Annotated in this window: 27 protein-coding genes; 8 read left to right on the forward strand and 19 right to left on the reverse strand. The window is 44.9% G+C overall.

Annotated features, from left to right (window positions below; translation table 11 throughout):
- Window positions 1-13 precede the first annotated feature (13 nt).
- The 13 genes from BLS64_RS03245 to BLS64_RS03305 form a co-directional block, all read right to left on the reverse strand.
- Window positions 14-748 carry a hypothetical protein gene (locus BLS64_RS03245; protein ID WP_093112295.1) on the reverse strand — a complete coding sequence of 245 codons (735 nt, stop codon included), beginning with the start codon at window positions 746-748 and terminating at the stop codon, window positions 14-16.
- A 92-nt stretch (window positions 749-840) separates the two neighbouring features.
- Window positions 841-2,061, reverse strand: coding sequence for a GTPase HflX (hflX, locus tag BLS64_RS03250; RefSeq protein WP_093111654.1), 1,221 nt, complete (start codon window positions 2,059-2,061; stop codon window positions 841-843).
- A 97-nt stretch (window positions 2,062-2,158) separates the two neighbouring features.
- Complete coding sequence (locus BLS64_RS03255) at window positions 2,159-3,052, reverse strand: DUF3078 domain-containing protein (protein ID WP_093111656.1); 894 nt, start codon at window positions 3,050-3,052, stop codon at window positions 2,159-2,161.
- Window positions 3,053-3,055: 3 nt separating this feature from the next.
- Window positions 3,056-3,559: a DUF2480 family protein gene (locus BLS64_RS03260; RefSeq protein WP_093111658.1), complete on the reverse strand. Its 504-nt coding sequence runs from the start codon at window positions 3,557-3,559 to the stop codon at window positions 3,056-3,058.
- A 6-nt stretch (window positions 3,560-3,565) separates the two neighbouring features.
- Window positions 3,566-3,889: an SUF system Fe-S cluster assembly protein gene (locus BLS64_RS03265; RefSeq protein ID WP_093111660.1), complete on the reverse strand. Its 324-nt coding sequence runs from the start codon at window positions 3,887-3,889 to the stop codon at window positions 3,566-3,568.
- Window position 3,890: 1 nt separating this feature from the next.
- Window positions 3,891-4,268: a SufE family protein gene (locus BLS64_RS03270; RefSeq protein ID WP_093112297.1), complete on the reverse strand. Its 378-nt coding sequence runs from the start codon at window positions 4,266-4,268 to the stop codon at window positions 3,891-3,893.
- Window positions 4,269-4,357: 89 nt separating this feature from the next.
- Complete coding sequence (locus tag BLS64_RS03275; protein ID WP_093111662.1) at window positions 4,358-5,596, reverse strand: aminotransferase class V-fold PLP-dependent enzyme; 1,239 nt, start codon at window positions 5,594-5,596, stop codon at window positions 4,358-4,360.
- 23 nt (window positions 5,597-5,619) lie between these two features.
- The gene (gene sufD, locus BLS64_RS03280) at window positions 5,620-6,933 is read right to left on the reverse strand and encodes a Fe-S cluster assembly protein SufD (protein WP_093111664.1); all 1,314 of its coding nucleotides are present in this window, start codon (window positions 6,931-6,933) and stop codon (window positions 5,620-5,622) included.
- A 69-nt stretch (window positions 6,934-7,002) separates the two neighbouring features.
- Window positions 7,003-7,755, reverse strand: a complete 753-nt coding sequence (sufC, locus tag BLS64_RS03285) for a Fe-S cluster assembly ATPase SufC (RefSeq protein ID WP_093111666.1) — start codon at window positions 7,753-7,755, stop codon at window positions 7,003-7,005.
- Between the two features lie 35 nt (window positions 7,756-7,790).
- Window positions 7,791-8,189 carry a hypothetical protein gene (locus tag BLS64_RS03290; protein WP_143019265.1) on the reverse strand — a complete coding sequence of 133 codons (399 nt, stop codon included), beginning with the start codon at window positions 8,187-8,189 and terminating at the stop codon, window positions 7,791-7,793.
- Between the two features lie 10 nt (window positions 8,190-8,199).
- On the reverse strand, window positions 8,200-9,645 hold the full coding sequence (gene sufB / locus BLS64_RS03295) for a Fe-S cluster assembly protein SufB (protein ID WP_093111670.1): 1,446 nt from the start codon (window positions 9,643-9,645) through the stop codon (window positions 8,200-8,202).
- 23 nt (window positions 9,646-9,668) lie between these two features.
- Window positions 9,669-10,079, reverse strand: coding sequence for a four helix bundle protein (locus tag BLS64_RS03300; protein ID WP_176763424.1), 411 nt, complete (start codon window positions 10,077-10,079; stop codon window positions 9,669-9,671).
- 35 nt (window positions 10,080-10,114) lie between these two features.
- Entirely contained in the window at window positions 10,115-10,444 is a 330-nt protein-coding gene (locus BLS64_RS03305; RefSeq protein ID WP_093111672.1) for a HesB/IscA family protein, read from the reverse strand.
- Window positions 10,445-10,728: 284 nt separating this feature from the next.
- Between BLS64_RS03305 and thiL the strand changes: the two genes are divergently transcribed.
- Window positions 10,729-11,781, forward strand: coding sequence for a thiamine-phosphate kinase (gene thiL / locus BLS64_RS03310; RefSeq protein WP_093112299.1), 1,053 nt, complete (start codon window positions 10,729-10,731; stop codon window positions 11,779-11,781).
- Here the strand turns inward: thiL and BLS64_RS03315 are convergent.
- The 3 genes from BLS64_RS03315 to BLS64_RS03325 form a co-directional block, all read right to left on the reverse strand.
- Window positions 11,778-12,035, reverse strand: a complete 258-nt coding sequence (locus tag BLS64_RS03315) for a hypothetical protein (RefSeq protein ID WP_093111674.1) — start codon at window positions 12,033-12,035, stop codon at window positions 11,778-11,780. The two genes, thiL and BLS64_RS03315, sit on opposite strands and share 4 nt — an antisense overlap.
- A gap of 67 nt (window positions 12,036-12,102) precedes the next feature.
- On the reverse strand, window positions 12,103-12,876 hold the full coding sequence (locus BLS64_RS03320; protein ID WP_093111675.1) for an alpha/beta fold hydrolase: 774 nt from the start codon (window positions 12,874-12,876) through the stop codon (window positions 12,103-12,105).
- An 85-nt stretch (window positions 12,877-12,961) separates the two neighbouring features.
- Entirely contained in the window at window positions 12,962-14,254 is a 1,293-nt protein-coding gene (locus tag BLS64_RS03325) for an aminopeptidase P family protein (protein ID WP_093111677.1), read from the reverse strand.
- A gap of 249 nt (window positions 14,255-14,503) precedes the next feature.
- Here BLS64_RS03325 and BLS64_RS03330 point away from each other — a divergent pair, with 249 nt between their 5' ends.
- From BLS64_RS03330 to BLS64_RS03345, 4 genes are all read left to right on the forward strand, one after another.
- On the forward strand, window positions 14,504-15,217 hold the full coding sequence (locus BLS64_RS03330; RefSeq protein ID WP_093111679.1) for a succinate dehydrogenase cytochrome b subunit: 714 nt from the start codon (window positions 14,504-14,506) through the stop codon (window positions 15,215-15,217).
- A gap of 3 nt (window positions 15,218-15,220) precedes the next feature.
- Window positions 15,221-17,224 (forward strand): fumarate reductase/succinate dehydrogenase flavoprotein subunit, encoded by a 2,004-nt coding sequence (locus BLS64_RS03335; RefSeq protein WP_093111681.1) that lies wholly within the window; start codon window positions 15,221-15,223, stop codon window positions 17,222-17,224.
- 68 nt (window positions 17,225-17,292) lie between these two features.
- Window positions 17,293-18,036, forward strand: coding sequence for a succinate dehydrogenase/fumarate reductase iron-sulfur subunit (locus BLS64_RS03340; protein WP_093111683.1), 744 nt, complete (start codon window positions 17,293-17,295; stop codon window positions 18,034-18,036).
- A gap of 77 nt (window positions 18,037-18,113) precedes the next feature.
- The gene (locus BLS64_RS03345) at window positions 18,114-19,271 is read left to right on the forward strand and encodes a methionine aminotransferase (RefSeq protein ID WP_093111685.1); all 1,158 of its coding nucleotides are present in this window, start codon (window positions 18,114-18,116) and stop codon (window positions 19,269-19,271) included.
- 3 nt (window positions 19,272-19,274) lie between these two features.
- Here BLS64_RS03345 and BLS64_RS03350 read toward each other — a convergent pair whose 3' ends face one another.
- Window positions 19,275-19,793: a DUF1440 domain-containing protein gene (locus BLS64_RS03350; protein ID WP_093111687.1), complete on the reverse strand. Its 519-nt coding sequence runs from the start codon at window positions 19,791-19,793 to the stop codon at window positions 19,275-19,277.
- A gap of 104 nt (window positions 19,794-19,897) precedes the next feature.
- Between BLS64_RS03350 and BLS64_RS03355 the strand changes: the two genes are divergently transcribed.
- Window positions 19,898-20,677, forward strand: coding sequence for an amidohydrolase (locus BLS64_RS03355; RefSeq protein ID WP_093111689.1), 780 nt, complete (start codon window positions 19,898-19,900; stop codon window positions 20,675-20,677).
- On the opposite strand, the gene BLS64_RS03360 is transcribed toward BLS64_RS03355, so the two are convergent.
- Together BLS64_RS03360 and BLS64_RS03365 are read right to left on the reverse strand one after the other, a co-directional pair.
- Entirely contained in the window at window positions 20,664-22,271 is a 1,608-nt protein-coding gene (locus tag BLS64_RS03360; RefSeq protein WP_093111691.1) for an Ig-like domain-containing protein, read from the reverse strand. The genes BLS64_RS03355 and BLS64_RS03360 overlap by 14 nt on opposite strands.
- Before the next feature lie 40 nt (window positions 22,272-22,311).
- Entirely contained in the window at window positions 22,312-22,992 is a 681-nt protein-coding gene (locus BLS64_RS03365; RefSeq protein WP_093111693.1) for a ComF family protein, read from the reverse strand.
- A gap of 70 nt (window positions 22,993-23,062) precedes the next feature.
- On the opposite strand from BLS64_RS03365, the gene BLS64_RS03370 reads away from it, so the two are divergent.
- Both BLS64_RS03370 and BLS64_RS03375 read left to right on the forward strand, forming a co-directional pair.
- On the forward strand, window positions 23,063-23,944 hold the full coding sequence (locus BLS64_RS03370; protein WP_093111695.1) for a hypothetical protein: 882 nt from the start codon (window positions 23,063-23,065) through the stop codon (window positions 23,942-23,944).
- Between the two features lie 65 nt (window positions 23,945-24,009).
- Window positions 24,010-25,548: a glycine--tRNA ligase gene (locus BLS64_RS03375; RefSeq protein ID WP_093111697.1), complete on the forward strand. Its 1,539-nt coding sequence runs from the start codon at window positions 24,010-24,012 to the stop codon at window positions 25,546-25,548.
- The last annotated feature ends 35 nt before the right edge of the window (window positions 25,549-25,583 follow it).

Consider the following 25,583-nt stretch of genomic DNA (forward strand, 5'->3'; position numbering starts at 1 on the left):
ATGTGCCGGAAGTTTACTCTTCCCTTTTGTAGAATTCCCGGTAAGGTGTCCAGATCTCGAACAGGGGTTCGCCCTTGGAGCTTTTCCCGGAATGATGCCACTCCCCATCCTCGACCTTATAATTGAACTGCAATTCTGCGCCAACGCGGCTGTTATCGCGTGAGAAAAATTCGATGTTCTCTGTATACTTTCCATCTTCAGCCGAATATGTTCCGCCACCGCTGCCGTAAAACTCTCCTGTATCTGAATTAAAAGCCGCCCACTGGAACCTGTCTCCACTAAGGATCTTGATGGTTCTTCTTGCTCCCGGGGTGCTGCGCTGTAGCTCTCCGTTGCGTTGCCTGCCGGTGATTATCCAGTTGCCGGAAAGATCATCCTTGTCTGTGGAGATCCTTTTCCAGGTCTTTTCCGGGCCGTCTGCTATTTCCTGAAGAACGAGTCCGTCATACCTATGATAGCCGGTAAAAGTCACCTCCTGTCCTACCAGGGTGGAATCCTCGGTATGGAAATCATAAACTTCAGAATAGCCATTGTCAAGGAAAAACTCTCCACCGCCTGCCGCCAAAAATTCATTGGTTTCAGCTTCTTTTGAGATGAATGCAAAATAGCCATCCTGGTAGATCTTAATGACTACCCTGTCATTGACTTCCTTCCCGTCTTCGTGGGTGAGCTTCCAGGCACCTTCCATATCCTGCGCATTGAGAAGTGTTGATAGAAGGAGAGAAAGCAAAAGTACTAATGTCTTCATATACATGAAATTAGTTCCTCTAAAGGTACGGCTTTTTCCAAAAAAATAGCTTCTGTTTTGCAGAAGCTATTTGAATAATAAGGTGGATTGTTTTATTCCTCTTCGCCATAAGCATCATATTCAGGATAAAGAAAGTTGTTGTACGGGAAGCGGGTAATGTGGATCTTCCGGACCGCTTCATACACTTTCTTCCTGAACTCCTCTAAATTTTCCTTATTCAGCGCCGAAATGAACAGCACATCTTCTCCCAGCCGGTTCATCCATGTCTTTTCCCATTCGGCAAGGGTGTAGTGAGAGGTTGTTCTTTCGGTCATAAGGTCATCTTCCTCGATCTTTTCGGCTTCATAGGCATCGATCTTGTTAAAGACCATCAGCGTTGGCTTGTCTGCACTTTTTATTTCTGCAAGGATCTGGTTCACAGAAGCTATATGTTCCTCAAAATTCGGATGGGAAATATCCACCACGTGCAGCAGCAGGTCGGCTTCCCGTACTTCATCAAGAGTAGATTTAAAGGATTCCACCAGCTGGGTTGGAAGTTTCCTGATGAATCCAACAGTATCGGTCAACAGGAATGGCAGGTTACGTATCACCACTTTTCTAACGGTGGTGTCAAGGGTGGCAAAAAGCTTGTTTTCTGCAAAGACCTTGCTTTTACTTATTACGTTCATCAATGTAGATTTCCCTACGTTGGTGTATCCTACAAGCGCTACCCGCACCAGTTGTCCACGGTTACCACGCTGCACCTCCATTTGTTTGTCAATGGTCTCCAGTTTTTTCTTGAGCAGGGAGATCTTATCACGAACAATACGACGGTCAGTTTCGATCTCTGTCTCCCCCGGTCCGCGCATCCCGATACCCCCGCGCTGTCTTTCAAGGTGGGTCCACATACCCGCAAGTCTGGGTAGCAGGTATTGATACTGGGCCAGTTCTACCTGGGTACGGGCATAACTGGTCGTGGCGCGTTGGGCGAAGATGTCCAATATGAGGTTGGTTCTGTCAAGCACCTTGCAATTAAGGATCCTCTCAATATTCTTTTGTTGTGCAGGTGAAAGTTCATCATCAAAAATGGCGGTTCCCACTTCGTTCTCTTGTACAAAATGACGTACCTCCTCCATTTTTCCCGAGCCAATGAAGGTCTTCGGGTTGGGCATGTCCATCTTTTGGGAAAAGCGTTTGACCACTTCTCCTCCTGCGGTGTAGGTCAAAAACTCCAGTTCGTCAAGATACTCCTCTAACTTCTCTTCATTCTGTTCGCGGGTGACGATCCCTATCAAAACAACTTTTTCGTATTCTAAATTGCTCTTTTCTAACATAGACGTATTAAGTGTAACTACAAAGTTACACAATTGGGTGGTTCCTATAGGGTGAAGAAAGCCGATGCTTTCTTAAACATTCCCTAATGTTGGTTTATTAAAAGGTGTAATTAAAACCTGCACCAAAAACTTCCCTGATCTGGAAAGCGGCAACGGTATTATCATCATAGATGGCCTGGAAAATAAGATTGGCTGAAAGAAATTTATTGATAGCCATTTCCAGGTTCATGAGGTAGTCAATATCGACGTTTCCGGGTTTGTCAAGGTAGTTTGAGTACAGGCTAAGCGTGTTTTCCATCGTAACATTGGTAACGACCTCGAATTTTCCGTAGCCGGTGAAAGAAGCACCCAGTTCATATCTTGAGGATTTTCCCTGATCTACTCCAAAGTAGCTGCCGTCAACATATCCTGGCGCAGAGGTGAAATCTTTATCCACAAAGATGAAGCGGGAAGTGGCGGGCGCTATGTTGAACCAGAAATTATCATTTTTCTTCCACATCATACCGGGACCAACCTGCAGGTATGCGGGAGAAAGAAAGTGAGTGGTCTCAACCCTGTTCTCGGTTCCTGAGGCAGGATCTTCAAAATATTCATAACCTTTGCTGAACTGGGTCCTGAAATTGGTGAAAAACGAATAATACCAGTTGGTCTGGTTGATCTGTTTCCCGGCGATGGAATTAAGCTCCAGGCGGTCACTGGTCTTGCGGGTGAATTCGTCCCCGTTAAGCTTGGTTAGTCCGTAATTGGCCAGTAATTTATTGTCCCAGGTGAAACTGCCTTTTTTGTAGTTCAACTGATAGTCAAGCATCAGATTTCCCGCCACACTCGAGGTTCCTCCTCCGGTCCATTCCTTGTTGAATGCAGACTGGTTGAAGAGCAACTGGAATTTTCCCTGTGAATGCCACCCATCAGGCAAGGGTTCTTCTTCCTTTTCCTGGGCAGTTCCAATAAATCCAATTAACAAGAGTGCAGAGAGTAAAATTCTTTTCATAGTCTATCTTTTATAAAGGGGTACCGAAGAACAGGCTTCCCCGTACATGATACTTTTTGCTACAGGTTGTAATTTATTTATAAGCTGAAGATAAGCATTTTTGGGAACAGGTTTGCGGGAACAACCTTTTACAATGACCGGCAGGTCCTGATATTCGGAAACATCAAATTCCTGAAGAACCTCAGTGTAGAGTACTGTTTCCAGCATTTCAAGGTCACCTGTCACTACTTTTTTTGCTACTGGAGCCAGGTAGGTGCTTAATAACATGTATGCCCAGCCGGGAATAATGGCATCTGTAGAGCAGGTTAGGGCAACATAGGCGCCTTCATACTGAGACCAGTCATGTTCTTTGGCGCTTTTTCTGAATTCCTTTTCCCTTAATACCAGCCCTTCCAGCAACCAGTCCTTAATGTCAAAAAGGACCCTTGGCCCCTCGGGGTAAAGATCCTCAAGATCAACAGTTACCAGCTTGCTGTTCGCTACTCTGTTTACAATTTCATCTGCCATAGTTGACTAAAGCATTCCGAGTTCCAGTTTGGCTTCTTCGCTCATCAGTTCCTGGCTCCATGGCGGATCAAAAGTGATCTCCACTTCACAGTCTGTCACCTCATCCATTGATTTTACCTTTTCTTCAACTTCCATAGGTAAAGATTCGGCTACGGGACAGTTTGGAGTAGTAAGGGTCATAAGGATCTTGATCTCGTTGTCTGTGCTTACCATGACGTCGTAGATCAATCCCAGTTCGTATATATCAACAGGAATTTCGGGGTCGTAAATGGTCTTTAAGACGGTAACGATCTTCTCTCCCAGAACTTCTGAATTCTTTGCGTGTTCCATTTTAATTCAATTGTGTTTGATATGCCACGGCATACATCTTTAACTGTTTGATCATGCTGACCAGCCCGTTGGCGCGGGTGGGTGACAAATGCTCTTTAAGGCCAATTTCATCAATGAAAGTGGTATCTGCCTCAATGATCGCCTTTGGCGGCTGATTTGAAAATGCCCTCACCAGGATGGCAATAATACCTTTGGTAATGATGGCATCACTGTCGGAGGTGAACACCAGCCTGTCGTCCTCCAGTTCGGCATGAACCCAGACCTTGCTTTGACATCCTTTGATCAGGTTGTCATCGGTCTTGTATTTTTCTTCTATAAGCGGAAGAGATTTTCCCAGCTCGATCATATGCTCGTAGCGCTGCATCCAGTCATCGAACATTTCGAACTCGTCAACTATCTCTTCCTGTATCTCTTTAATTGTCTTCACAGTATTTCCTATTTAAGCTTCGGAATCTTTCCGAAGAAATCTTATGACAACATATTTTTTGCCCGTTCCACGGCTTTCACGAAAACGTCTATTTCCTCTTTGGTATTGTAAAAGGCAAAAGAGGCGCGCACCGTTCCCGGAATTCCGTAGAAATCCATAACGGGCTGGGCGCAATGATGCCCGGTTCTAACGGCTATGCCCAGCTTATCTATGATCGTCCCAATATCATAGGGGTGGATATCTCCAATATTGAAGGAAATAACCGCCGTTTTTTCGCCGGAAGTTCCATAGATCTTCAAACCTTCAATTTCCCGAAGTTTTTCTGTGGCGTACTCCAGCAGCTCCTGCTCATAGGCGGCAATAGTGTCAAAACCGATGTTGTTCATGTAATCCAGCGCCGCGCCAAATGCGATACCGCCGCAGATATTAGGGGTGCCGGCTTCAAATTTGTGCGGAAGGTCGGCATAAGTAGTTTTCTCAAAAGTCACTGTGGCGATCATCTCCCCTCCTCCCTGGTAGGGCGGAAGTTTATTGAGCCACTCTTCTTTTCCGTAGAGCACTCCCACTCCTGTTGGTCCGCACATTTTATGGGCGGAAACAACGTAAAAATCCACATCCAGCTCCTGAACATCGGCTTTGATGTGTGGTGCTGCCTGTGCTCCGTCTAACAATACTGCGGCGCCAACTTCATGAGCTTTCTTAATGATCTCTTTCACGGGATTCACCGTTCCCAGGGCGTTGGAAACGTGATTTACAAATACCAGCTTTGTTCTTTCTGAAAGAAGGGCTTCAAATTCATCCATTTTTAAAGCTCCCTCCTCACCCATAGGGATCACCTTCAACTGAGCGCCTGTTTTTTCACACAACATTTGCCAGGGCACGATGTTGGAATGATGTTCCAGGGCAGAAACAATGATCTCATCGCCTTTTTTCAGCAGGGAAGCGAATCCGCTTGCCACCAGGTTGATGGCATGAGTAGTCCCCGAAGTGAAAATGATCTCGTGAGACTTTTCCGCGTTAAAATGTTTCTGAATCTTGATCCTCGCTTCCTCATAAGCGTCAGTAGCCTCCTGGGATAAGGTATGCACCCCGCGATGAATGTTGGCATTATAACGGGAGTAGTAATCAACTATAGTATCAATTACCTGCTGCGGAGTTTGTGAAGTAGCGGCATTGTCAAAATAGACCAGCGGATACCCGTTCACTTTCCTGGAGAGGATGGGGAAATCCTTTCGAATGGTCTCTACATTAAAATGCGCTTTTTCTGTGGCAACTTTCATTTCAGGAAATCTGGGTTTATTTTTTACAGGTTGAAACCAATGTTCACCCCAAGCTTCTCAGCGATGATATTATTGATGCGTTTTTTTAGCTCCGGAATTTTCACACTTTCCAGCACGTTGTTCGCAAAAGCGTACATTAACAAAGCTCTTGCTTCTTTTGCAGGCACCCCACGCGATTGCAGGTAGAACAAAGCTTCATCATCAAGCTGCCCTATGGTACACCCGTGGCTACATTTCACGTCATCTGCAAAGATCTCCAGCTGAGGCTTTGAATTGATGGTCGCCTTATCGTCAAGCAAGATGTTGTTGTTGCTCTGGAAGGCATTGGTCTTCTGGGCCTCTTTTTCAACCACGATCTTTCCGTTAAACACGCCGGTAGAGCTTTCGCCATAAACCCCTTTGTAATCCTGATGACTTTCACAATTGGGCTCTGCGTGGTGCACAAGGGTGTTGTGATCTACATGCTGTTTTCCTTCGATCACGGTTACCCCTTTCATGGTAGAATCTATTCTTTCTCCTTTCTGATAGAAGTTCAGGTTGTTCCTTGTAAGGTTTCCGCCGAAAGAGAACGTATGCACAGAACATACACTTTCGCGTTGCTGCTCAATAAAGGTATTGTCGATCAACGAAGCCTGGTGATTATCGTTCTGTATTTTGTAATAGTCTACAATCGCTCTCTTGTCTGCAAAGATCTCGGTAACCGAATTGGTCAATACCGGATGATCTGTAAGGCTCTGATGTCTCTCAATGATCTGTACGTGTGAGTTCTCTCCCACTACGACAAGGTTTCTTGGCTGCACCATCAATGCTGACTCATTCCCTGTAGAAAAATTGATGATCTGGATTGGTTTATCCGCCATCGTATTCTTGGGAATGTTGATATATGCTCCTTCATGTGAGAAGGCGGTATTCAGGGAAGTAAGGCTTTCCTGTGGCGCTACTTTATTGAAGTAATTGTCGATCACCGGCTTGTACTTCGAGCTGTTCATAGCCGACGACATCAGGCAGGCATCGATCTTCTCGTGGGTGGTCGATGAAAGATGAGATGAGTATATACCATCGATAAATACGATCTTATAAGTGTCGATATCATCGATGAAATACTTCTCAACATCTCTGTATTCTATGGTATCCTCTTTCTTCGGAAAAACGGTATAGTCGTGATTCAGGACCTTGTTCAGCGAGGTATATTTCCACGCCTCCTGCTTCCTGGTCGGGAAACCTGCAGCTTCAAAATCTTTTATCGCGCGGCTCCTGATCTCGTGAATTTCTGAATTCATGTTCACGTTCTCTTCAAAAGCCAGAAAAGAGGATAATAATTTATCTTTTAATTCCATTTCTTTAATTTATTGTTCCCAAATCGGGAAACGGTGGACAAAATCAATTTTTTCTGAAGTATGGGCCTCTTAAGCGCCTACTTCTTCTTTGATCCAGTCGTAACCTTTTTCTTCCAGTTCCAGGGCCAGTTCCTTGGTTCCAGATTTTACGATCCTTCCGTCATACATCACGTGTACAAAATCGGGCACGATGTAATCTAACAGCCTTTGGTAGTGAGTGATCACTAAAGTGGCATTTTCAGGAGTCTTTAATTTGTTAACCCCGTTAGCCACGATCCTTAGCGCGTCAATATCTAATCCTGAATCGGTCTCGTCTAAAATAGAGAGTTTAGGCTCTAGCATCGCCATCTGGAAGATCTCGTTTCGTTTCTTTTCCCCTCCCGAAAATCCTTCGTTCAGCGAACGGGAAAGGAATTTGCGGTCGATCTCTAAAAGTTCAGATTTCTCCCTGATCTTTTTCAGCATCTCATTGGCCGGCATATCTTCCAGGCCTCTGGCTTTCCTATTGGCGTTGATCACCGTTCTCATAAAATTGGTCACGGTAACCCCGGGAATTTCAACAGGATACTGGAAAGAAAGGAAGATTCCTTTGTGTGCTCTTTCTTCGGGCGCGTCTTCACCAAGATCTTCCCCCTCAAAAAGGATTTCTCCGCGGGTCACTTCATACTCTTCTTTTCCGGCAATTACCGATGACAGGGTACTTTTTCCTGAACCGTTAGGGCCCATGATGGCGTGAACTTCCCCCGGATTGATCTCCAGGTCAATGCCTTTTAATATTTTAAGACCTTCTACTTTGGCGTGTAAATTCTTTATTTTAAGCATAATTTCTATTGAATTTCCTGTTAATCAGGGTTTTTCTAATTGTTGTTTATAACCGGTGCTTCTACGCTGTCGGTTTGTCTTTCGGGGATCTCAAGGATCTCCCTTATTTGCGCGATCTCATCCCATCCTTCCTGTCTGGGGTTTTCGATCACTTTTGCTCTTACCACTACCGGAACCATGTCAAATTCATCCCTTTTTAAAGGTTCTACTTTTTTGATGAGCTCCCGCGAAACCGAATCCATTTCTACTCCGTAGATAAAACTTCGGCCTTTTAGGACCGCAGCATCTGCCAGAAAAATGAATTCGGCTTCTATTGTAGTGAGGCTATCCTGAGCAACTTCAGGAACAGCCGGTTCTATTTCTTCTTTTGTTTCGTCTCCGCAAGCGGAAAACATGAATAATCCTATTAGTAATGCGAATAGTTTTGTTTTCATGCTTTTTCTTTTATCCCACAGATCCTTCCAGAGATATTTCCAATAGTTTTTGAGCCTCTACGGCAAATTCCATCGGTAATTTGTTCAATACCTCTTTACTGAATCCATTCACGATCAACGCGATCGCTTTTTCTGTATCTATCCCGCGCTGGTTACAGTAAAAGATCTGGTCTTCCCCGATCTTACTGGTAGTAGCCTCGTGCTCCACCTTGGCGGTCTTGTTCTTGGCCTCTATGTAAGGGAAAGTGTGCGCGCCGCACCGGTTCCCCATCAGCAACGAGTCACACTGCGAGAAGTTTCGGGCGTTCTCGGCCCTGCTGTTTATCTGTACCAGTCCGCGGTAGCTGTTCTGGCTTTGTCCTGCCGAAATTCCTTTTGAAATGATCGTGCTTCTGGTGTTTTTTCCAAGATGGATCATTTTTGTCCCTGTATCTGCCTGCTGAAAATCGTTGGTAACCGCGATAGAGTAGAATTCTCCTACCGAGTTATCACCTTTCAGCACACAGGATGGATATTTCCAGGTAACGGCCGATCCTGTTTCTACCTGCGTCCAGCTTATCTTCGCGTTCTTCTCGCAAAGTCCTCGCTTGGTCACGAAGTTGAATACCCCTCCTTTTCCTTCTTTATCTCCCGGGTACCAGTTCTGTACCGTTGAATATTTTATCTCTGCGTCGTCAAGAGCGATAAGTTCCACCACTGCGGCGTGAAGTTGGTTCTCATCACGCTGTGGCGCGGTACAACCCTCAAGGTAGCTTACATAGCTTCCTTCATCGGCAACCACAAGCGTTCTCTCGAACTGTCCTGTTCCTGCCTGGTTGATCCTGAAATAAGTTGACAGTTCCATAGGACATTTTACTCCCTTCGGAATATAACAGAAGGAACCATCACTGAATACTGCGGAATTCAAAGCCGCGTAAAAATTATCTTTTTGAGGCACTACGGTTCCAATGTATTTCTTTACCAGTTCTGGATGTTCCTGAATGGCTTCGGACATGGAACAGAAAATAATGCCTTTTTCGGCCAGGGTTTTCTTGAAAGTAGTGGTTACCGAAACGGAGTCCATTACCACGTCTACTGCCACCCCTGCGAGTTTTTTCTGCTCATCTAAGGAGATACCAAGCTTCTTAAAGGTGTCCAACAACTCCGGATCAACCTCGTCAAGACTGTCGTACTTTGGCTTTTTACTCGGCGCCGAATAATAGGAAATGTTCTGAAAATTTGGCTTTTCGTAATGCACATTGGCCCAATCGGGCTCATCCATCTTCTCCCAGGCCCTGAAAGCCTCAAGTCGCCAGTTGGTCATCCATTCCGGCTCGTTCTTCTTCTTGGAGATCGCCCGCACAATATCCTCGTTCAATCCCACCGGAAAAGTATCCGATTCTATATCGGTATAGAACCCGTATTTATACTCTTTCTGGTCGAGTTCCTTTTTTAAATCGTCTTCAGTATATGCCATCTCGTTAGTTTAATGTTTAAGGTTCATGGTTCAAGGTCATGTTGGCCTTTGAACTTCTGCCCCTTCAAGTCACTTTTCTTCAGGTAAGTCATAAAAGTGCTTATCTGCTTACTCAGCTTGATTAATTTGTTAGAATGCTTGTCAAATTCCTCTTTGTCTATATAATTCCTGTCAGCTACTCGGTATAGTTGTGATCTCGTTTCGCCCGCTGAAGCCTTGGCTATTGCCAGAAATTGATGGAATTCTTTATTTCCATTCCTTTCAAAGCCTTCAGCTATATTATCCATAACAGAACCGGAGGAGCCGTTTATCTGGTTGTAAAGTTTAAAGTCATTTTTGAGGTCTGTGCCTTCTTTCAGTAAAAAAATATCCTGGCAGATCTCTCTTGCCCGATTCCAAATTTCCAGATCCTCAAAATTTTTATAGCTGCTCACTGCCAATATTGAATTTTAAATATTAAATCCGGAACCTATAAGGAGAAACTCTCCCCGCATCCGCAAGTTCGCTGCGCATTTGGATTATTGAATACAAATCCTTTGCCATTTAGGCCTCCGGAGTACTCTAATATGGTTCCGGCGAGGTAAAGGACACTTTTTTTGTCAACAACGATCTTGATCTCGTTGTCCTCGATCAGTTTGTCCCCTTCAGCCTGAGTCTTGTCAAACTTCAATTCGTAGGAAAGACCAGAGCATCCACCGCTTTTAACACCGACACGAACAAAGTCCTGCAGGGAATCAAAACCATCCTCGGCCATGAGGGCAGTTATCCTTTTTTTGGCGCTTTCACTTACCTTGATCATACTCTTATAAAGATTAATTCTAAATTAAGTGCAAATATAATACAAAGGATAGGTTTAACCATGCTAAAAGGCATTAGAAAAAGGAATACTTGCATTATGGGAGGCTATTAAAGAGTTGTGGATGGAAAATGTTCTTTTTATTCGGAAAAAGTTGATACACAGAAAGATGTGCTTTGGTGCTGAAGATTATTCTGATCGAGGTTGATCTGAAGTTTGGATTTTTAGAACATCTGCCTTGTTTTGAAGTTATATGCCTTAATTTTGCAGTAAATAAAGCAGAAGTTATGTTCGAAAATAAAGGGGAAAGCAGGACGAGTCTTTCAGAATATGGGGAATTTGGCCTCATTGACCATCTTACCGAAAATTTCAAGATCACCCAGGAAACCACGATCAAAGGGATTGGAGATGATGCCGCTGTGCTGGATTTCAAAGGGGAGAAGGTTGTTGTGACCACCGATATGCTTGTGGAAGGCGTGCATTTTGACCTGTCCTACATGCCTCTTAAACATCTTGGCTACAAGGCGGTGATGGTAAATTTATCCGATGTTTATGCCATGAACGCCATCCCGCACCAGATCACGGTTTCCTTTGCTGTTTCCAATCGTTTCCCGGTCGAGGCGCTGGAAGAATTGTACGCGGGGATAGAACTGGCTGCTGCGCTTTACAAAGTCGACGTGGTGGGAGGAGATACTTCTTCTTCTACTTCGGGCTTGATCATTAGTGTTACTGCTTTGGGTTCTGCAAATGGCGAAGAGATCGTTTATCGCGACGGGGCCGGAGTGAATGATCTGCTGGTAGTAACGGGAGACCTTGGCGCTGCCTACATGGGGTTGCAGGTATTGGAGAGGGAAAAAGAGGTTTTTAAAGTGAATCCTCAATCTCAGCCCGATCTTGATCCTTACACCTACCTTATTGAAAGACAATTAAAGCCCGAGGCGCGTAAAGATATTCCGCCGCTGTTCAGGGCTCTTGGTGTGCAGCCTACCTCAATGATCGATATTAGCGACGGTCTCTCTTCAGAAACCATTCATATCTGTAAACGGTCTAAAAAAGGGGTTTATTTATATGAAGAAAAGATCCCGCTTGATCCTGCCGTTATCTCTGTCTGCGAGGAATTCCAGCTTGACAGTACCACCATCGCGCTAAGCGGCGGTGAAGATTATGAATTGCTGTTCACTATTGCGCAGACCGACTACGAAAAGATCAAGGGGAATCCCAATTTTACGGTCATTGGGCACATAGCTGAAGAAAGTGAGGGTATGCACCTTATTACCCGGGCAAATCAAAAAATTCCTTTGATCGCTCGCGGGTGGAATGCCATGAGAGAGAATGACTAAGAAGCCTTAAGGATCATTTTTCTGTTACGGCGCCGTTCGTGGATCTTGGCCAAAAAGGTGTTGGTTTCCTGAAGCCTCGGGGTAAGGTTGGCTAAAAAGCCGTTTGCGGTGTCTGTCATTTCCTGTCCGCATCTGGTGCAGGAATACTCTTTAATGTGGTTGGTGATCCTTCTGGAGATGTGAAGGCGATGACCAAAATAGCAACAAAACAATCTGCCGATCGAAAACATAAGGTGGGGCTTTTTCGTAATCATGCTTTTAGAAGTTTTGGTTAGTGATAGTTAAAATTATGTAAACAAAATCAAAAAATCGATAAAAAGGTTATTTTTTCGATGAAATACACAATTTTATAAAATTTTTCCTACTTTCAAGATAGCTGAGATGCCCTCCCGGAAGTGTGAAAAACCTGCAGTTACACTTGTCTGCTATTGATTTTATTGCTTTTAATTCTATCAAAGGATCATTTTGACCGGTCACAATGACTTTTGTGCCGTTGAATTGGGCCAAAAGCTTCTCTTTATTTGTACGAATTTTCATACCTTTTAGAGCAGCAATGATCCCTTCAGCCGGAAATTGATAAGCTCTTTCCTTAATTTCGTTAACTTCTTTAACAAATTTTTTATCATTTTCAGGAGTAAGTAGATTTGAGATGGCCATGCTAATAAAAGCCCTTTTGTTCTTTTTGACCACTTCAATGGCCCGTTCCCGATTTGTCTTTTTTTCTCTGGAATCTTCCTTCGGAGTAGAATTGAGCAGCATGAACTCGTGCATCATTGAAGGATGTTTTTCAAGAAAGGCCAGCGCCACATATCCTCCCATGGAATGACCTATGAAATTTGCCTGCTGAACTTTCTCCTCCTTCAGAACTGCATAAACTGCGTCGGCCATGAGTTCCATGGTGTGGACCTCTTCAATGACCTCCGATTCTCCGTGACCGGGAAGATCTATGGTGATAACTCTTCCATATTTCAGAAACTCCGGAATGAAGTCGGTCCAGATCTCTTTGGATTCTAAAAAGCCGTGCAGTAGGACCGCGGTCTCTCCCGTACCTTCGCTGGTGTAATGAATGTCTTTATTTCTATACCTTATTTTCATGCAGGGGAAATTTCAGAAAAAACAAAAGCCACAGAATTCAATTTTAAAAGTTTTCTGTGGCTTTCAGTTTAGCGTGACATAATATTTATGAGTTCATGATGTCTTCGATCTCATCAGCCTCAATAGGAATGTTTCTCATGAGGTTGAAAGGTTCTCCTTTTTCCTGGATCACCACATCGTCTTCCAGCCTGATTCCGAAGCCTTCATCGGGTAGATAAATACCCGGCTCTACCGTGAAGACCATGCTGGCTTCCATTGGTTCGTGCAGCAGGCCGTAGTCATGCGTATCCAGCCCAATGTGGTGAGAAGTTCCGTGCATAAAGTACTTCTTATAAGCCGGCCAGTCAGGATTCTCATTCTGAACATCAGCTTTGTCCAGCAGGCCAAGCCCGAGTAACTCAGAAGTCATCAGTTTTCCAACTTCTACGTGGTAGTCGGCCCAGATGGTTCCCGGAACCAGCATTTTGGTAGCTTCGTTCTTTACCCTGTTCACCGCATTGTAAACTTCCTTCTGGCGCTTGGTATATTTTCCTGAAACAGGAATGGTTCTGGAAAGGTCACTGGAGTAGTTGGCATATTCGGCTCCGGTATCCAACAGGATCAATTCTCCTTCCTTACACTGCTGGTTGTTCTCTATATAATGTAGCACGTTTGCATTCTGTCCGCTGGCAATAATAGGAGTGTAAGCGAATCCTCTGGAGCGGTTTCTTATCATCTCATGCCAGTACTCGGCTTCGATCTCATATTCCCAAACCCCCGGCTTTACGAATTTCAGAGCTCTGCGGAAGGCTTTTTCGGTAATATCGCAAGCCTGTTGCATAAGATCAAGTTCTATGGGATCTTTGATGGAGCGAAGTCTTTGGAGAATAGGATTGCTTTTTGCTACGCGGTGCGCAGGATATTGTTCCTTACACCATTTGATGAACCTGGCTTCCCGGGTCTCGGTCTCCACGTTGGCGCGGTAGTGTTCGTTGGTGTTGAAGTAAACTGTGTCGCACTGGGTCATCACTTCAAAGAACACTTTTTCAAAATCCTTCAGCCAAAAGACATTTTTAATGCCTGAAACTTCAAAGGCTTTCTCCTTCGTCAGTTTTTCACCTTCCCAAACGGCAATATGTTCATTGGTTTCGGTTAAAAAGAGCATTTCGCGATGCTTTTCATTGGGGGCATCGGGAAATAAAACCAGAATGCTTTTATCCTGGTCTACACCGCTCAGGTAGAACAGGTCTCTGGCCTGTTCAAAAGGCATGGTGCTGTCAGCTCCAATAGGGTAAATGTCATTTGAATTGAAAACCGCGAGACTTTTGGGCTGCATTTTGGCCGTGAAGTTTTTTCGATTCTTTATAAAGAGATTCTTGTCTATTTGGTGATATTTCATGGGTGAAATTTTAGTGTGTGCCACAAATTTAAAAAATTAAAGGGGAGAAGTCTTGAAATACCCTATAAATCCGAAGAACGAATAAGTGCCAAAAAATGCTTTTTTCTGAAGTCCAAACAAGAATATATTTCGGGTAAGGAAATCCTCTTTAAACCCATTCTAAATAGTGGTTAATTAAAGAAGTAAAATTTGCTAATGAGGTGAAAGGGCGTATTTTTGTTTCACTTTATTAAAATAATCATAAAATTTATGGCAAAATCTGCGCTATTAAAGTCATCTCTGGCCAAGAAGTACTGGATGGCTTTCACCGGCCTTTTTCTATGTTTGTTTCTGGTGGGGCACCTTGCAGGAAATCTTCAGTTGTTGGCTTCCGGAGCGGGTGCAAGGGACCAGTTCAATGAATATGCACTTTTCATGACCACCAATCCGGCGGTAAGAGTACTTTCCATCGTAACTTTTGCGAGTATTCTTTTTCATGTGATCGACGGTATCATTCTTACTGTAAATAACCGAAAGGCCCGGCCTCAAGGTTATGTGAGCTTTAAACCTGCAACCAACTCCAAATGGTCTTCACGGAACATGGGGATCCTGGGAACAGTTATTCTGGCTTTTATTGTTATTCATCTTATCAACTTCTGGGGAGAAATGAAGTTCGGAGGTCTCGATAACACCGTTTACACTACTGCAAGTGGTGAAGAAGTAAAAGATCTGTACACCCTTACCGTAAAAACCTTTCAGGATCCTGAAATGGGACTGGTTTGGGCAGTTATTTATTTAGTGGCGATGATCGCAATCGCTTTTCATTTGTATCATGGCTTTGGAAGTGGCTTTCAGTCTCTGGGTGTGAATCACCCCAAGTACAACAATTTCATTAGGAAAACGGGAGTGGCTTTCGCGATTCTTGTGCCGTTGGCATTCGCCATTATACCTTTTTACATCTATTTTGTACTAGAAAAAATTTAAGCTATGGGAGTTTTGGATTCTAAAGTACCACAAGGGCCCCTGGCCGAAAAGTGGGTAAAACATAAAAATGACATTAACCTGGTAAACCCTGCCAACAAACGTAACATAGATGTTATCGTTGTAGGAACAGGACTGGCGGGAGGAAGTGCGGCCGCTACTCTTGCAGAGCTTGGTTATAACGTTAAGACTTTTTGCTACCAGGATTCCCCAAGACGTGCGCACTCTATCGCGGCGCAGGGAGGGATCAACGCGGCAAAGAATTACCAGGGAGACGGCGACTCAGATTACCGTCTTTTTTACGATACGGTAAAAGGAGGAGATTATCGTGCCCGTGAAGCCAACGTATATCGTTTGGCCGAAGTTTCCGGAAATATCATTGACCAATGTGTGGCACAGGGGGTTCCTTTTGCCCGCGAATATGGAGGGTTGCTTGACAACCGTTCTTTTGGAGGGGTACTGGTTTCCCGTACTTTCTATGCGAAAGGACAAACCGGGCAGCAGCTGCTGTTAGGATGTTATTCTGCCATGAACAGGCAGATCAACCGCGGAAAGATCAAATCTTATACCCGTCACGAAATGCTTGATGTGGTGATCGTTGACGGGAAAGCCCGTGGGATCATTGCGCGTAACCTGGTAACGGGAGAGATCGAAAGACACAGTGCACACGCAGTGGTGATCGCTTCGGGTGGATACGGTAACGTGTTCTTTCTTTCTACCAACGCAATGGGAAGTAACGCGACTGCTGCCTGGAAGGTGCATAAAAAAGGAGCGTTTTTCGCTAACCCTTGTTTCACTCAAATTCACCCTACCTGTATCCCGGTTTCAGGAGATCATCAGTCTAAATTGACGTTAATGTCTGAATCTCTTCGGAATGACGGTCGTATCTGGGTCCCGAAGAAACTGGAAGATGCGCAGGCCATTCGCGAAGGAAGGCTTAAGCCTACAGAACTTGCCGAAGAAGACCGTGATTACTACCTGGAAAGACGTTACCCTGCATTTGGTAACCTCGTTCCTCGTGATGTGGCTTCAAGGGCTGCAAAAGAGCGTTGCGATGCAGGTTTTGGAGTTAACAAGACCGGGGAGGCAGTTTACCTTGACTTCAGCAGTGCCTTTATGCGCTACGGAAAAGAGGCTGTTGCTACACAAAAGATCGAAAATGCTTCCGAAGAAAAGATCCTTGAGCTTGGTAAACAAGTGGTAGAGGCTAAATACGGAAACCTTTTCCAAATGTACGAGAAGATCGTTGACGAGAATCCGTACGAAACTCCAATGAAGATCTATCCTGCGGTTCACTATACCATGGGTGGACTTTGGGTTGATTATAACTTACAAACTACAGTTCCAGGATTGTTCGCCGCGGGAGAAGCCAACTTCTCAGACCACGGGGCTAACAGGCTTGGAGCATCTGCTTTAATGCAGGGGCTTGCCGACGGATACTTCGTGCTGCCTTATACTATGGGAGATTACCTTGCTGCCGATATTCGTACCGGGAAGATCCCTACAGATTCCAAGGAATTTGATGAAGCTGAAAGCAGGGTGCGCGAGCAGCTTGAGAAGTTCATCAATTCAAAAGGAACCAGGTCTGTAGACGATTTCCACAAGCGTCTTGGAAAGATCATGTGGAACAAAGTAGGTATGTCCAGAAACGCTGAAGGTCTTAAAGAGGCGATCGAGGAGATCAAAGCCTTGAGAGAAGAATTCTGGAAAGATGTTAAAGTACCGGGAGGTATTAATGAAATGAACCCTGAACTTGAAAAAGCCGGACGTGTTGCCGATTTCCTTGAACTTGGGGAGCTTTTCGCAAAAGATGCCCTGCACAGGGAAGAATCTTGTGGAGGACACTTTAGAGAAGAATATCAAACCGAAGAAGGGGAAGCCCTTAGGGATGATGAGAACTTTATGTATGTGGCTGCATGGGAATTTACCGGAAAACCGGGAGATGCCATCCTGCATAAGGAAGAGCTCAAGTACGAGAACATCGAAGTTAAAACAAGGAGTTATAAATAGATTTGAGATATGAGATTTGAGAAGTTAGATGCTCAATTCTCATTACTCACTACTCAATACTGTAGAATATGAATCTTACACTAAAAATATGGCGTCAAAAAGATGCCAACGCAAAAGGAGGTATTCAAACCTACCAATTAGGAGGTGTTGATCCAGATATGTCATTTCTTGAAATGCTTGATGTTCTCAACCAGGAGCTGATAGAAAAGGGAGATGAACCTGTGGTTTTTGACCATGATTGTCGCGAAGGGATCTGCGGTACCTGTAGTTTGCAGATCAACGGAGAACCGCACGGACCAGACCGCGGAATCACTACCTGCCAGCTTCACATGAGAATGTTCAAAGACGGGGATACTATTACTATCGAACCTTTTAGAGCTGCGGCATTCCCGGTGATTAAGGATCTTGTGGTAGACAGAACTTCATTTGAAAGAATTCAGCAGGCCGGTGGGTATATTTCTGTGAACACTTCAGGAAATACGCAGGATGCGAACTCTATTCCGGTTGCTAAAGACAAGGCAGATGCTGCTTTCTATGCCGCTACCTGTATTGGTTGCGGGGCATGTGTGGCAGCCTGTAAGAATGCCAGCGCCATGCTGTTCACTTCGGCTAAGGTAAGCCAGATGGCTTTACTGCCTCAGGGAGAGGTGGAAGCTACCCGAAGGGTTTTGGCCATGGTAGAGCAAATGGATAAAGAAGGCTTCGGAAATTGTACCAACACAGGAGCCTGTGAAATTGAATGTCCTAAAGGAATTTCTTTAGAGAACATCGCGCGCATGAACAGGGAATACCTGAAGGCGAGCGTAAAATAGTATTTTTGAACTGTTATCAGGAAGGGTCCCGGACTTTGCAGTCCGGGATTTTTTTTGCACCTTAAAACAAAAAATTAATGTCAGCAGTAACTCAATTTTCCTCCAAACTTCCGAAGCATCAAACCAGCATCTTTACTGTAATGGGAAAGATGGCGAGAGACCACGGCGCGGTCAATATGTCGCAGGGTTATCCCAATTTCGAGACCGATGTACGGCTGAAGGACCTGGTCACCAAAGCCATGAAGGACGGCTATAACCAGTACGCGCCTTTGGCGGGAATTCCGCAGCTTAGGGAACAAATCGTGAACAAGATCGAGGCGCTGCACAAAAAGACATACGATCCTAATAAAGAGGTCACGGTAACAGACGGTGCTACCCAGGCCCTATTTCTTGCTATTACCGCTTTCGTGCAGCCGGGTGATGAGGTGATCGTGCTGAAGCCCGCTTACGATAGTTACGAGCCGGCCATAGAATTAAACGGTGGTAAGCCCGTGCTGGTGCAGATGAAGGGCAAGGATTATGAAGTGGACTGGGATGAGGTGAAAGCAAAGATCTCTTCTAAAACCAGGATGCTTATCATCAATACGCCTCACAACCCGAGTGGGAAAGTATTTTCTAAGAGAGATATGCAACAGCTTGAAGCTTTGCTTAGGGATACCGACATAATCCTGCTAAGTGATGAGGTATATGAACACATCATTTTTGATGAGCTGCAGCATCACAGCGCATCTGCATTCCCCGGACTGGCCGAAAGAGCGGTTGTTTGCGCCTCATTTGGAAAGACCTTTCACAATACAGGCTGGAAAATGGGTTATTGCGTGGCTCCTGCAGAATTGATGGCGGAGATCTGGAAAGTGATGGAAGTGAACGTTTTTTGCGTGCATCATCCCACTCAGCGGGCCTTTGCTGAATATCTTAAAGAACCTTCGCATTACCTGCAACTGGGAAAATTCTACCAGGAGAAGCGGGACAGGTTCCTGGAGCTGATACAGGATACGGCTTTTAAAGCCATTCCGGCACAGGGAACTTATTTTCAGCTACTGGACTATTCTGATGTCACTCAGGAACACGATGTGGATTTTGCCCGCAGGTTGATCACTGAATATAACCTTGCGAGCATTCCTGTTTCTGTTTTCAACAAAGATCAACTCGATCAAAAGCAGCTAAGGTTCTGCTTTGCTAAAACAGAGGAAACTCTGGTAGAGGCGGCAGAGATCCTGAAAAAGGTGAGATGATTATTATTCTTCTTCCAGTCGCTGCTTCAGTTTTTCGTTGACGAAGCCGCGAACAACTTCGGTGGTAACTCCAAAGATCACATGGGCCAGCAGCTCATGCATCTGGGTTTTTAACGGGATCTTTTCCGGGCTGCGGTCCAGTCCCATCAATGGCAGACTGGTCTCATGGGTGGAAGCCCAGGTGGTACCGCCAAGAATCGCGCCGTCCAGGATATTAACCTCGGTATTATCTCTTTTTCCGTAACCGTAAACCGCGCCTACCGTAGCGCCTAAAGGAATATTTACAAGCTGTTCCGCGATACCTTCATTCTCCAGTTTTATTGGAGTCCCGGTCAGTTTCACGGCAAGCTGGTCCATCACTTTCACCTGTGCAGATTTTTCATCGATCTTTCTCACCTGCAAAAAGCGTTCTACGGTCGATTTCAAAGCGCTGCCGGCAAGGCCGCCGATAAATCCCGCCAGGATCCCGCGGGAGGCATTAGTGGGAAAAGAATCTTTATCAAAAAAATTATTTAAACTCATAGCAATTGAAGTATTAGGCAAATAAAGCTATTCATTGTATGCATTGTTTACAAGCATTTAACATGCATTTAGCAGCGTCCGCCGAATTTTTGATACATTTACGTATGGCACAAAATTTAAAGACAGCACTGCTTCAAGTCGACCTGGTTTGGGAAGATATTGAAGCCAATAAGAAGATTTTTGAAGAGAAGATAAAAGCACTTTCTGCAGATGTGGACCTTATAGTCCTGCCCGAAATGTTCACCACCGGATTCTCTATGAATGCCGAAGAGCTTGCCGAACCTCCAACGGGACCTTCTTTTGAATGGATGCGGCAAATGGCTTCGGAAAAAGACGCAGCCGTGACGGGTTCTGTAATCACTTCTGAAAAAGGAAATTTTTACAACCGTTTGTATTTTGTCTTTCCCGATGGTTCTTCTGAAAAATATGATAAAAAGCACACTTTTACCCTGGCAGGGGAACATGAGATCTATGCCTCGGGTACAGAACGGTTAATAGTGAACTATAAAGGTTGGAAGATCTGTCCGCTGGTGTGTTACGATCTCAGGTTTCCGGTGTGGGCCAGGAACACCGAAGATTACGATCTTTTACTATATGTGGCCAACTGGCCTGCCCCGCGGGTTCACGCCTGGGATATTCTTCTTCAAGCCCGCGCTATCGAGAACATGAGTTATTGCATAGGTGTGAACCGGGTAGGTAAGGACGGCGAAAATCTGGATTATGTGGGGCATTCTGCAGCCTATGATGGACTTGGAAAACGGGTCTCAAAAACCACTTCTGAAACCGAATTTTCTGAAGAGGTCATTCTGGAAAGATCTCATCTTCATGAGATTCGAACCCAGCTGAAATTTCTGCAGGACCGCGATCGCTTTACTCTACATTGAAGGTCTGGGTGACGTCCCAATTCGCGCGCACCTCTAAAGGATCTGGGAAGTAAACCACTTTTTCGGGCTGCCTTCTTTGCAGGAAGCTTCCGCTGTCCCAAATCCTGTTTTCATTTGAGTCATAGATCAACCTTAGCAGGTATTTTCCGGGTTTAATATTTTGGAAATTAATGCTGGTACTGCCTGTGCTGTATTTTTCGGCCTGTACCTCGCCTTTTTCAGTGGTAAGCTGCAAGATCACCGGGAACTCTTGCACGTTTTGCAGGTTGATCACCAGGTTTCCGTAATCGGCGTAAGCCTGCGTTCTTATCTGGGTCTTTAGCGTATCGTTCTCCTTTCCGAAGAAATCTGTAAAAGCTCCCGGTAAAGCGGTGAGCCTGTATACCTGGCTTTCCTTTTTTTCAAATGAGATTACTAATTCATTTTTCCAGTTGTCATATTTAGTAGTAAAAGCTACCGGCAAAGTGTCTTTATCTACAATGTTGATCAGAGAATCATTGGTGCTGCTCAACGGAATGTTTGGCAGGATCTGCAGGTTTTGAGCAAAATTGATGGTAGACTTTGGCTCAAAAGTGAATTGCAGGGAATCCATTTTCATTTCTTTTCTTCGGGTGAGCAAAGTGTCTCTATAGCCGGGCATTTCTGCAATAAACCTTAACGAATCCCTTTCAATAGTCGGTTTATACCAGTAGTGTAAAGTATCTTTTTCGCGGTCTTTGGTGATCCTGCTTTCAAAACCTTCCGGTTTGGGTGAGATCATTTCGATAGTAAGGCTATCCGGTTGTGCAAGACCTTCATAGCCGAAAAGCAGGTGCTGAGCGGATTTTTGCTGGGGTCGCATAAACCTGAAATTCGGATCTTCAGAAAAGAGAATGAGATCGAACACACTCTCTGTGGGAATGGTGATGTACTCATCGGCAAAAGCCACTTTATCTGTAGCCGGGTCAAAAATGTAATTATTGTTCACATCTCTCATTCCCACCAGCTGATAGGTTCCTTCTTTCAAATTCCTTAGTTCAAAAGTGGTCAGGCTGTCAAGGGTGTTGGTGACGTAGCGGGGAATCCTGTTGTAGATCACAGAATCTGAATAGGTGGAATCCACCTCATACAGCATGACCGAAATGTAAGGGTCGGGCATCTTCAGCAGGGCGTCGGAAACATTTCCGGCAACGGTAAGGGAGTCTATATAAGGGCCGGTTGAAAAGGCGTAAGTGAAATAGTCCAGAGGATTTCCCTCATTATTGTCGGTGATACTCCTTCCGAAGTTGATGGTATAAGTGGTGTTGGGCTGCAGGGTATCATTGATATTGATCGTAATAGATTTGCTGGCCGTTCCCAGCGGCGTGATATCCGGCTTGGGGTCCATGGGCGGGGAAATGATGATCTGCCGCTGCGGATCCTGCATCTTGATGTACTCGTCAAAATAGATCCTGATCTCTCTGGCGTCAAAATTCGTGGTGAAATTTTCCGGACGGGCGCGTACGTACTGCGGCGGGATTTCATCTATAGGGCCGCCTTCTGGAGTGCCGCGTTTCGCACAACCTGCGGAAATTATGACGATCAAAAAGAATAAATAACCTGCGGATTTTTTCATGTTACAAAGAAACAATTAATTCTTTTATTTCTGAAGCCACTCAGTGAGTGACGGCCATGGTGGCGATACTGATCTTTACGCCCCTCACCTGAAGCAGTTTTTCTGCGCAGGCCTCTAAGGTTGCCCCGGTAGTGACCAGGTCGTCAACCAGAAGAATGTGCTGATCTTCAATTTCTTCGGGGTGTTCCAGCACAAAGGTCTCTCCAATACTCCCCCAGCGGGCGAAGCGTTTTTTGACCGTCTGGGTCTGGGAGGATGAGACCTTCAGAAGAATTTGATCTTTGTATGGCACTTCAAGGGCTTTGGCGATCTCTTTTCCGAACGCCTCTACCTGGTTGAAACCTCTTTTTTTTAACTTGGTTTTATGTAACGGCACGGGAATGACCATCGATACATTCCTGTAGAATTCTGACTGCTTCAGCTCATTGCCCAGCCAGTTTCCCAGGTAGGCTCCGATTTCCTCGTGACCTCTGTACTTCAGGTTGTGAATGAGCTTTTGCACCATTTCCTTTTTCTCAAAAAGCAGGAGCGAAGTGGCATTTTCAACAGGCATCCTTCCGTAGAAGATCGCTTCCACCGGATTCCCTTTTTCAAGATGGTAGTTCGTTACCGGCAAGGCGTGTAAACAACGGGTACAGAGCACTTTTTCATTCCGCTTTAGGATGATTTCACAACTTTGGCACAGCCTTGGGAATAAGAGATCTTTAAAATCGTGAAACATTTGTTAAGGAATTAGTAAAAACAGGCGCAAAACCTATAAATTTACAAACTAAACCGAAAACCCAAGAATTATGGCTGAAGAAAAAAGTAATAATGCTTTGAAGATCCTAACCGGGGTATTGGCAGTGGCTCTCATCGCATTAGGTATCTACACAGTGAAATTCTACAACGAAGAACAAGAGAACCGGGAAATACTGCAAAAGGAAAAAGCAGTGATCGAAGGGGAACTAAACGATCTTATCGTAAAATATGACGAGGCCATTGCTGAAAATGAGGGTCTTGATAGCGAACTTGTCGCGGCCAGGGAAAGAATAGTGTCTTTAAGGGACTCTGTGGAGAACATGGAGGCAAACCTTGCCGTGCTGGCGAGATACCGTCGCGAGGTGAGCAACCTTAAAGCTGAAAAAGAGGAGTTATTCAGAGTTGTAGATAGCTTGAGCAACCAAAACAGGATGCTCATCACCGAAATTGACAGTACCAATAATGTGCTGCTGGAAAGAACCAGGGTCTCTGACTCTCTTAAAGCCCAAACTCAGACCATGGCCAATAAGATTGACCGTGCCGCGCAGCTCAAGGTGAGTAACCTGCGAGGTGAGGGGGTGATCGAAAGAAACAGCGGACGTTTGGTTGAGAATGATAAGACCAGAAGAGTAGATAAGATAAGAACCTGCTTTTCATTAACTCCTAACGCCCTGGCCGAAGCCGGCGAAAAAGAGCTTTATGTGCAGGTGTACAATCCTAACAATAATCTTGTGGGAGACCAGATAGCTGTGCAGCATGAAGGCGGGGTGATGGTGTACAGTGCTGCCACAAAAGTGTTCTATGAAAATGAGGAACTTGATGTATGTATTTTAGCTAATACTTTGGAAGAAAACCTGATCGAGGGAACTTATAAGGTGTTGGTTTACAATGGTGCCAATCTTATAGGAGCGACCACCTTTGATCTAAGGTAAAAACACCTGACTAAATTATAAAGCCGCTTTGATAGTAATCAGGGCGGTTTTTTTATTTTTGTGCTATGGCAAAACAAGAAGATCTTTTTAAAAATGTTATTTCCCATGCCAAGGAGTATGGGTATATATTCGCTTCAAGTGAAATTTACGACGGACTAAGCGCTGTCTATGATTATGGACAAAACGGGGCCGAGCTGAAAAAGAATATCCGCGATTACTGGTGGAAGAGCATGGTGCAGCTGCACCAGGAAATAGTTGGTGTAGACGCCGCTATTCTGATGCATCCGGCCACCTGGAAGGCTTCAGGGCACGTTGACGCTTTCAACGATCCGTTGATCGACAACAAAGATTCAAAAAAGCGATATCGCGCCGATGTTCTGGTGGAGGACCATGCGGAAAAGATCTATCAGAAAGCGCAAAAGGAAATTGAAAAAGCCCGTAAGAGGTTTGGAGATTCCTTTGATGAAGAGCAATTCGTCACCACCAACGATAGGGTTCAAAGATACCTGGGACAAAGAAAGGAGATCCTGGAGAGATTGGGTCAGTCTTTGACCAATGAAGACCTCAAGGATGTAAAAGATCTTATTGAAGAACTTGGAATAGCCGATCCCGAAACCGGTTCAAAGAATTGGACCGAAGTAAGACAGTTCAACCTGATGTTCGGCACCAAGCTTGGTGCGTCGGCAGACACGGCTACAAATCTTTACCTGCGCCCTGAAACCGCCCAGGGTATTTTCGTGAACTTCTCCAACGTGCAGAAGACCGGAAGGATGAAAATTCCGTTCGGGATCGCGCAGACCGGTAAGGCCTTCAGGAATGAGATCGTGGCCAGGCAGTTCATCTTCAGGATGAGGGAATTCGAACAAATGGAGATGCAGTACTTCGTTCGTCCGGGAGAGGAATTGAAGTGGTATGAACACTGGAAAGAGCTCAGGTTAAAGTGGCATTTGTCGCTTGGTTTGGGTGAGGAGAACTATCGTTTCCACGACCATGATAAACTGGCGCATTATGCCAATGCAGCTGCAGATATTGAATTCAATTATCCTTTCGGGTTCAAAGAGCTGGAAGGAATACACTCCAGGACAGATTTTGACCTTAAAGCTCACGAAGAGCATTCAGGTAAAAAACTGAGATTTTACGATCCCGAACTTAAGGAGAACTACGTGCCTTACGTGATTGAAACATCCATTGGCCTTGACAGGATGTTCCTTGCCGTACTTTCCGCAGCACTTAAAGAAGAAGAGCTGGAAGATGGAAGTTCCAGAACAGTTCTTAAATTACCAGCCATTCTTGCGCCATATAAAGCTGCTGTTCTGCCGCTGGTGAAAAAGGACGGACTTCCCGAACTTGCCAATGAGATCATTGAAGATCTTAAATGGGATTTCAATGTGCAGTATGACGAAAAAGATGCCATTGGAAGAAGATATCGCAGACAGGATGCAGCCGGTACACCGCTGTGTATCACCGTTGACCACGAGTCACTTGAGAACAGGTCTGTAACTGTTCGTTTCAGGGATACCATGGAACAAAAGCGGGTTCACATTTCAGAACTTTCAGCAGTCATTGATGCCGAAGTGAATTTTAAGCACTGGATGAAGAAGTAGGTAATTTTTCTATAATTAAAGTTAAAAAAAGGATA

This window comes from Salinimicrobium catena (assembly GCF_900102915.1).
Classification (GTDB): domain Bacteria; phylum Bacteroidota; class Bacteroidia; order Flavobacteriales; family Flavobacteriaceae; genus Salinimicrobium; species Salinimicrobium catena.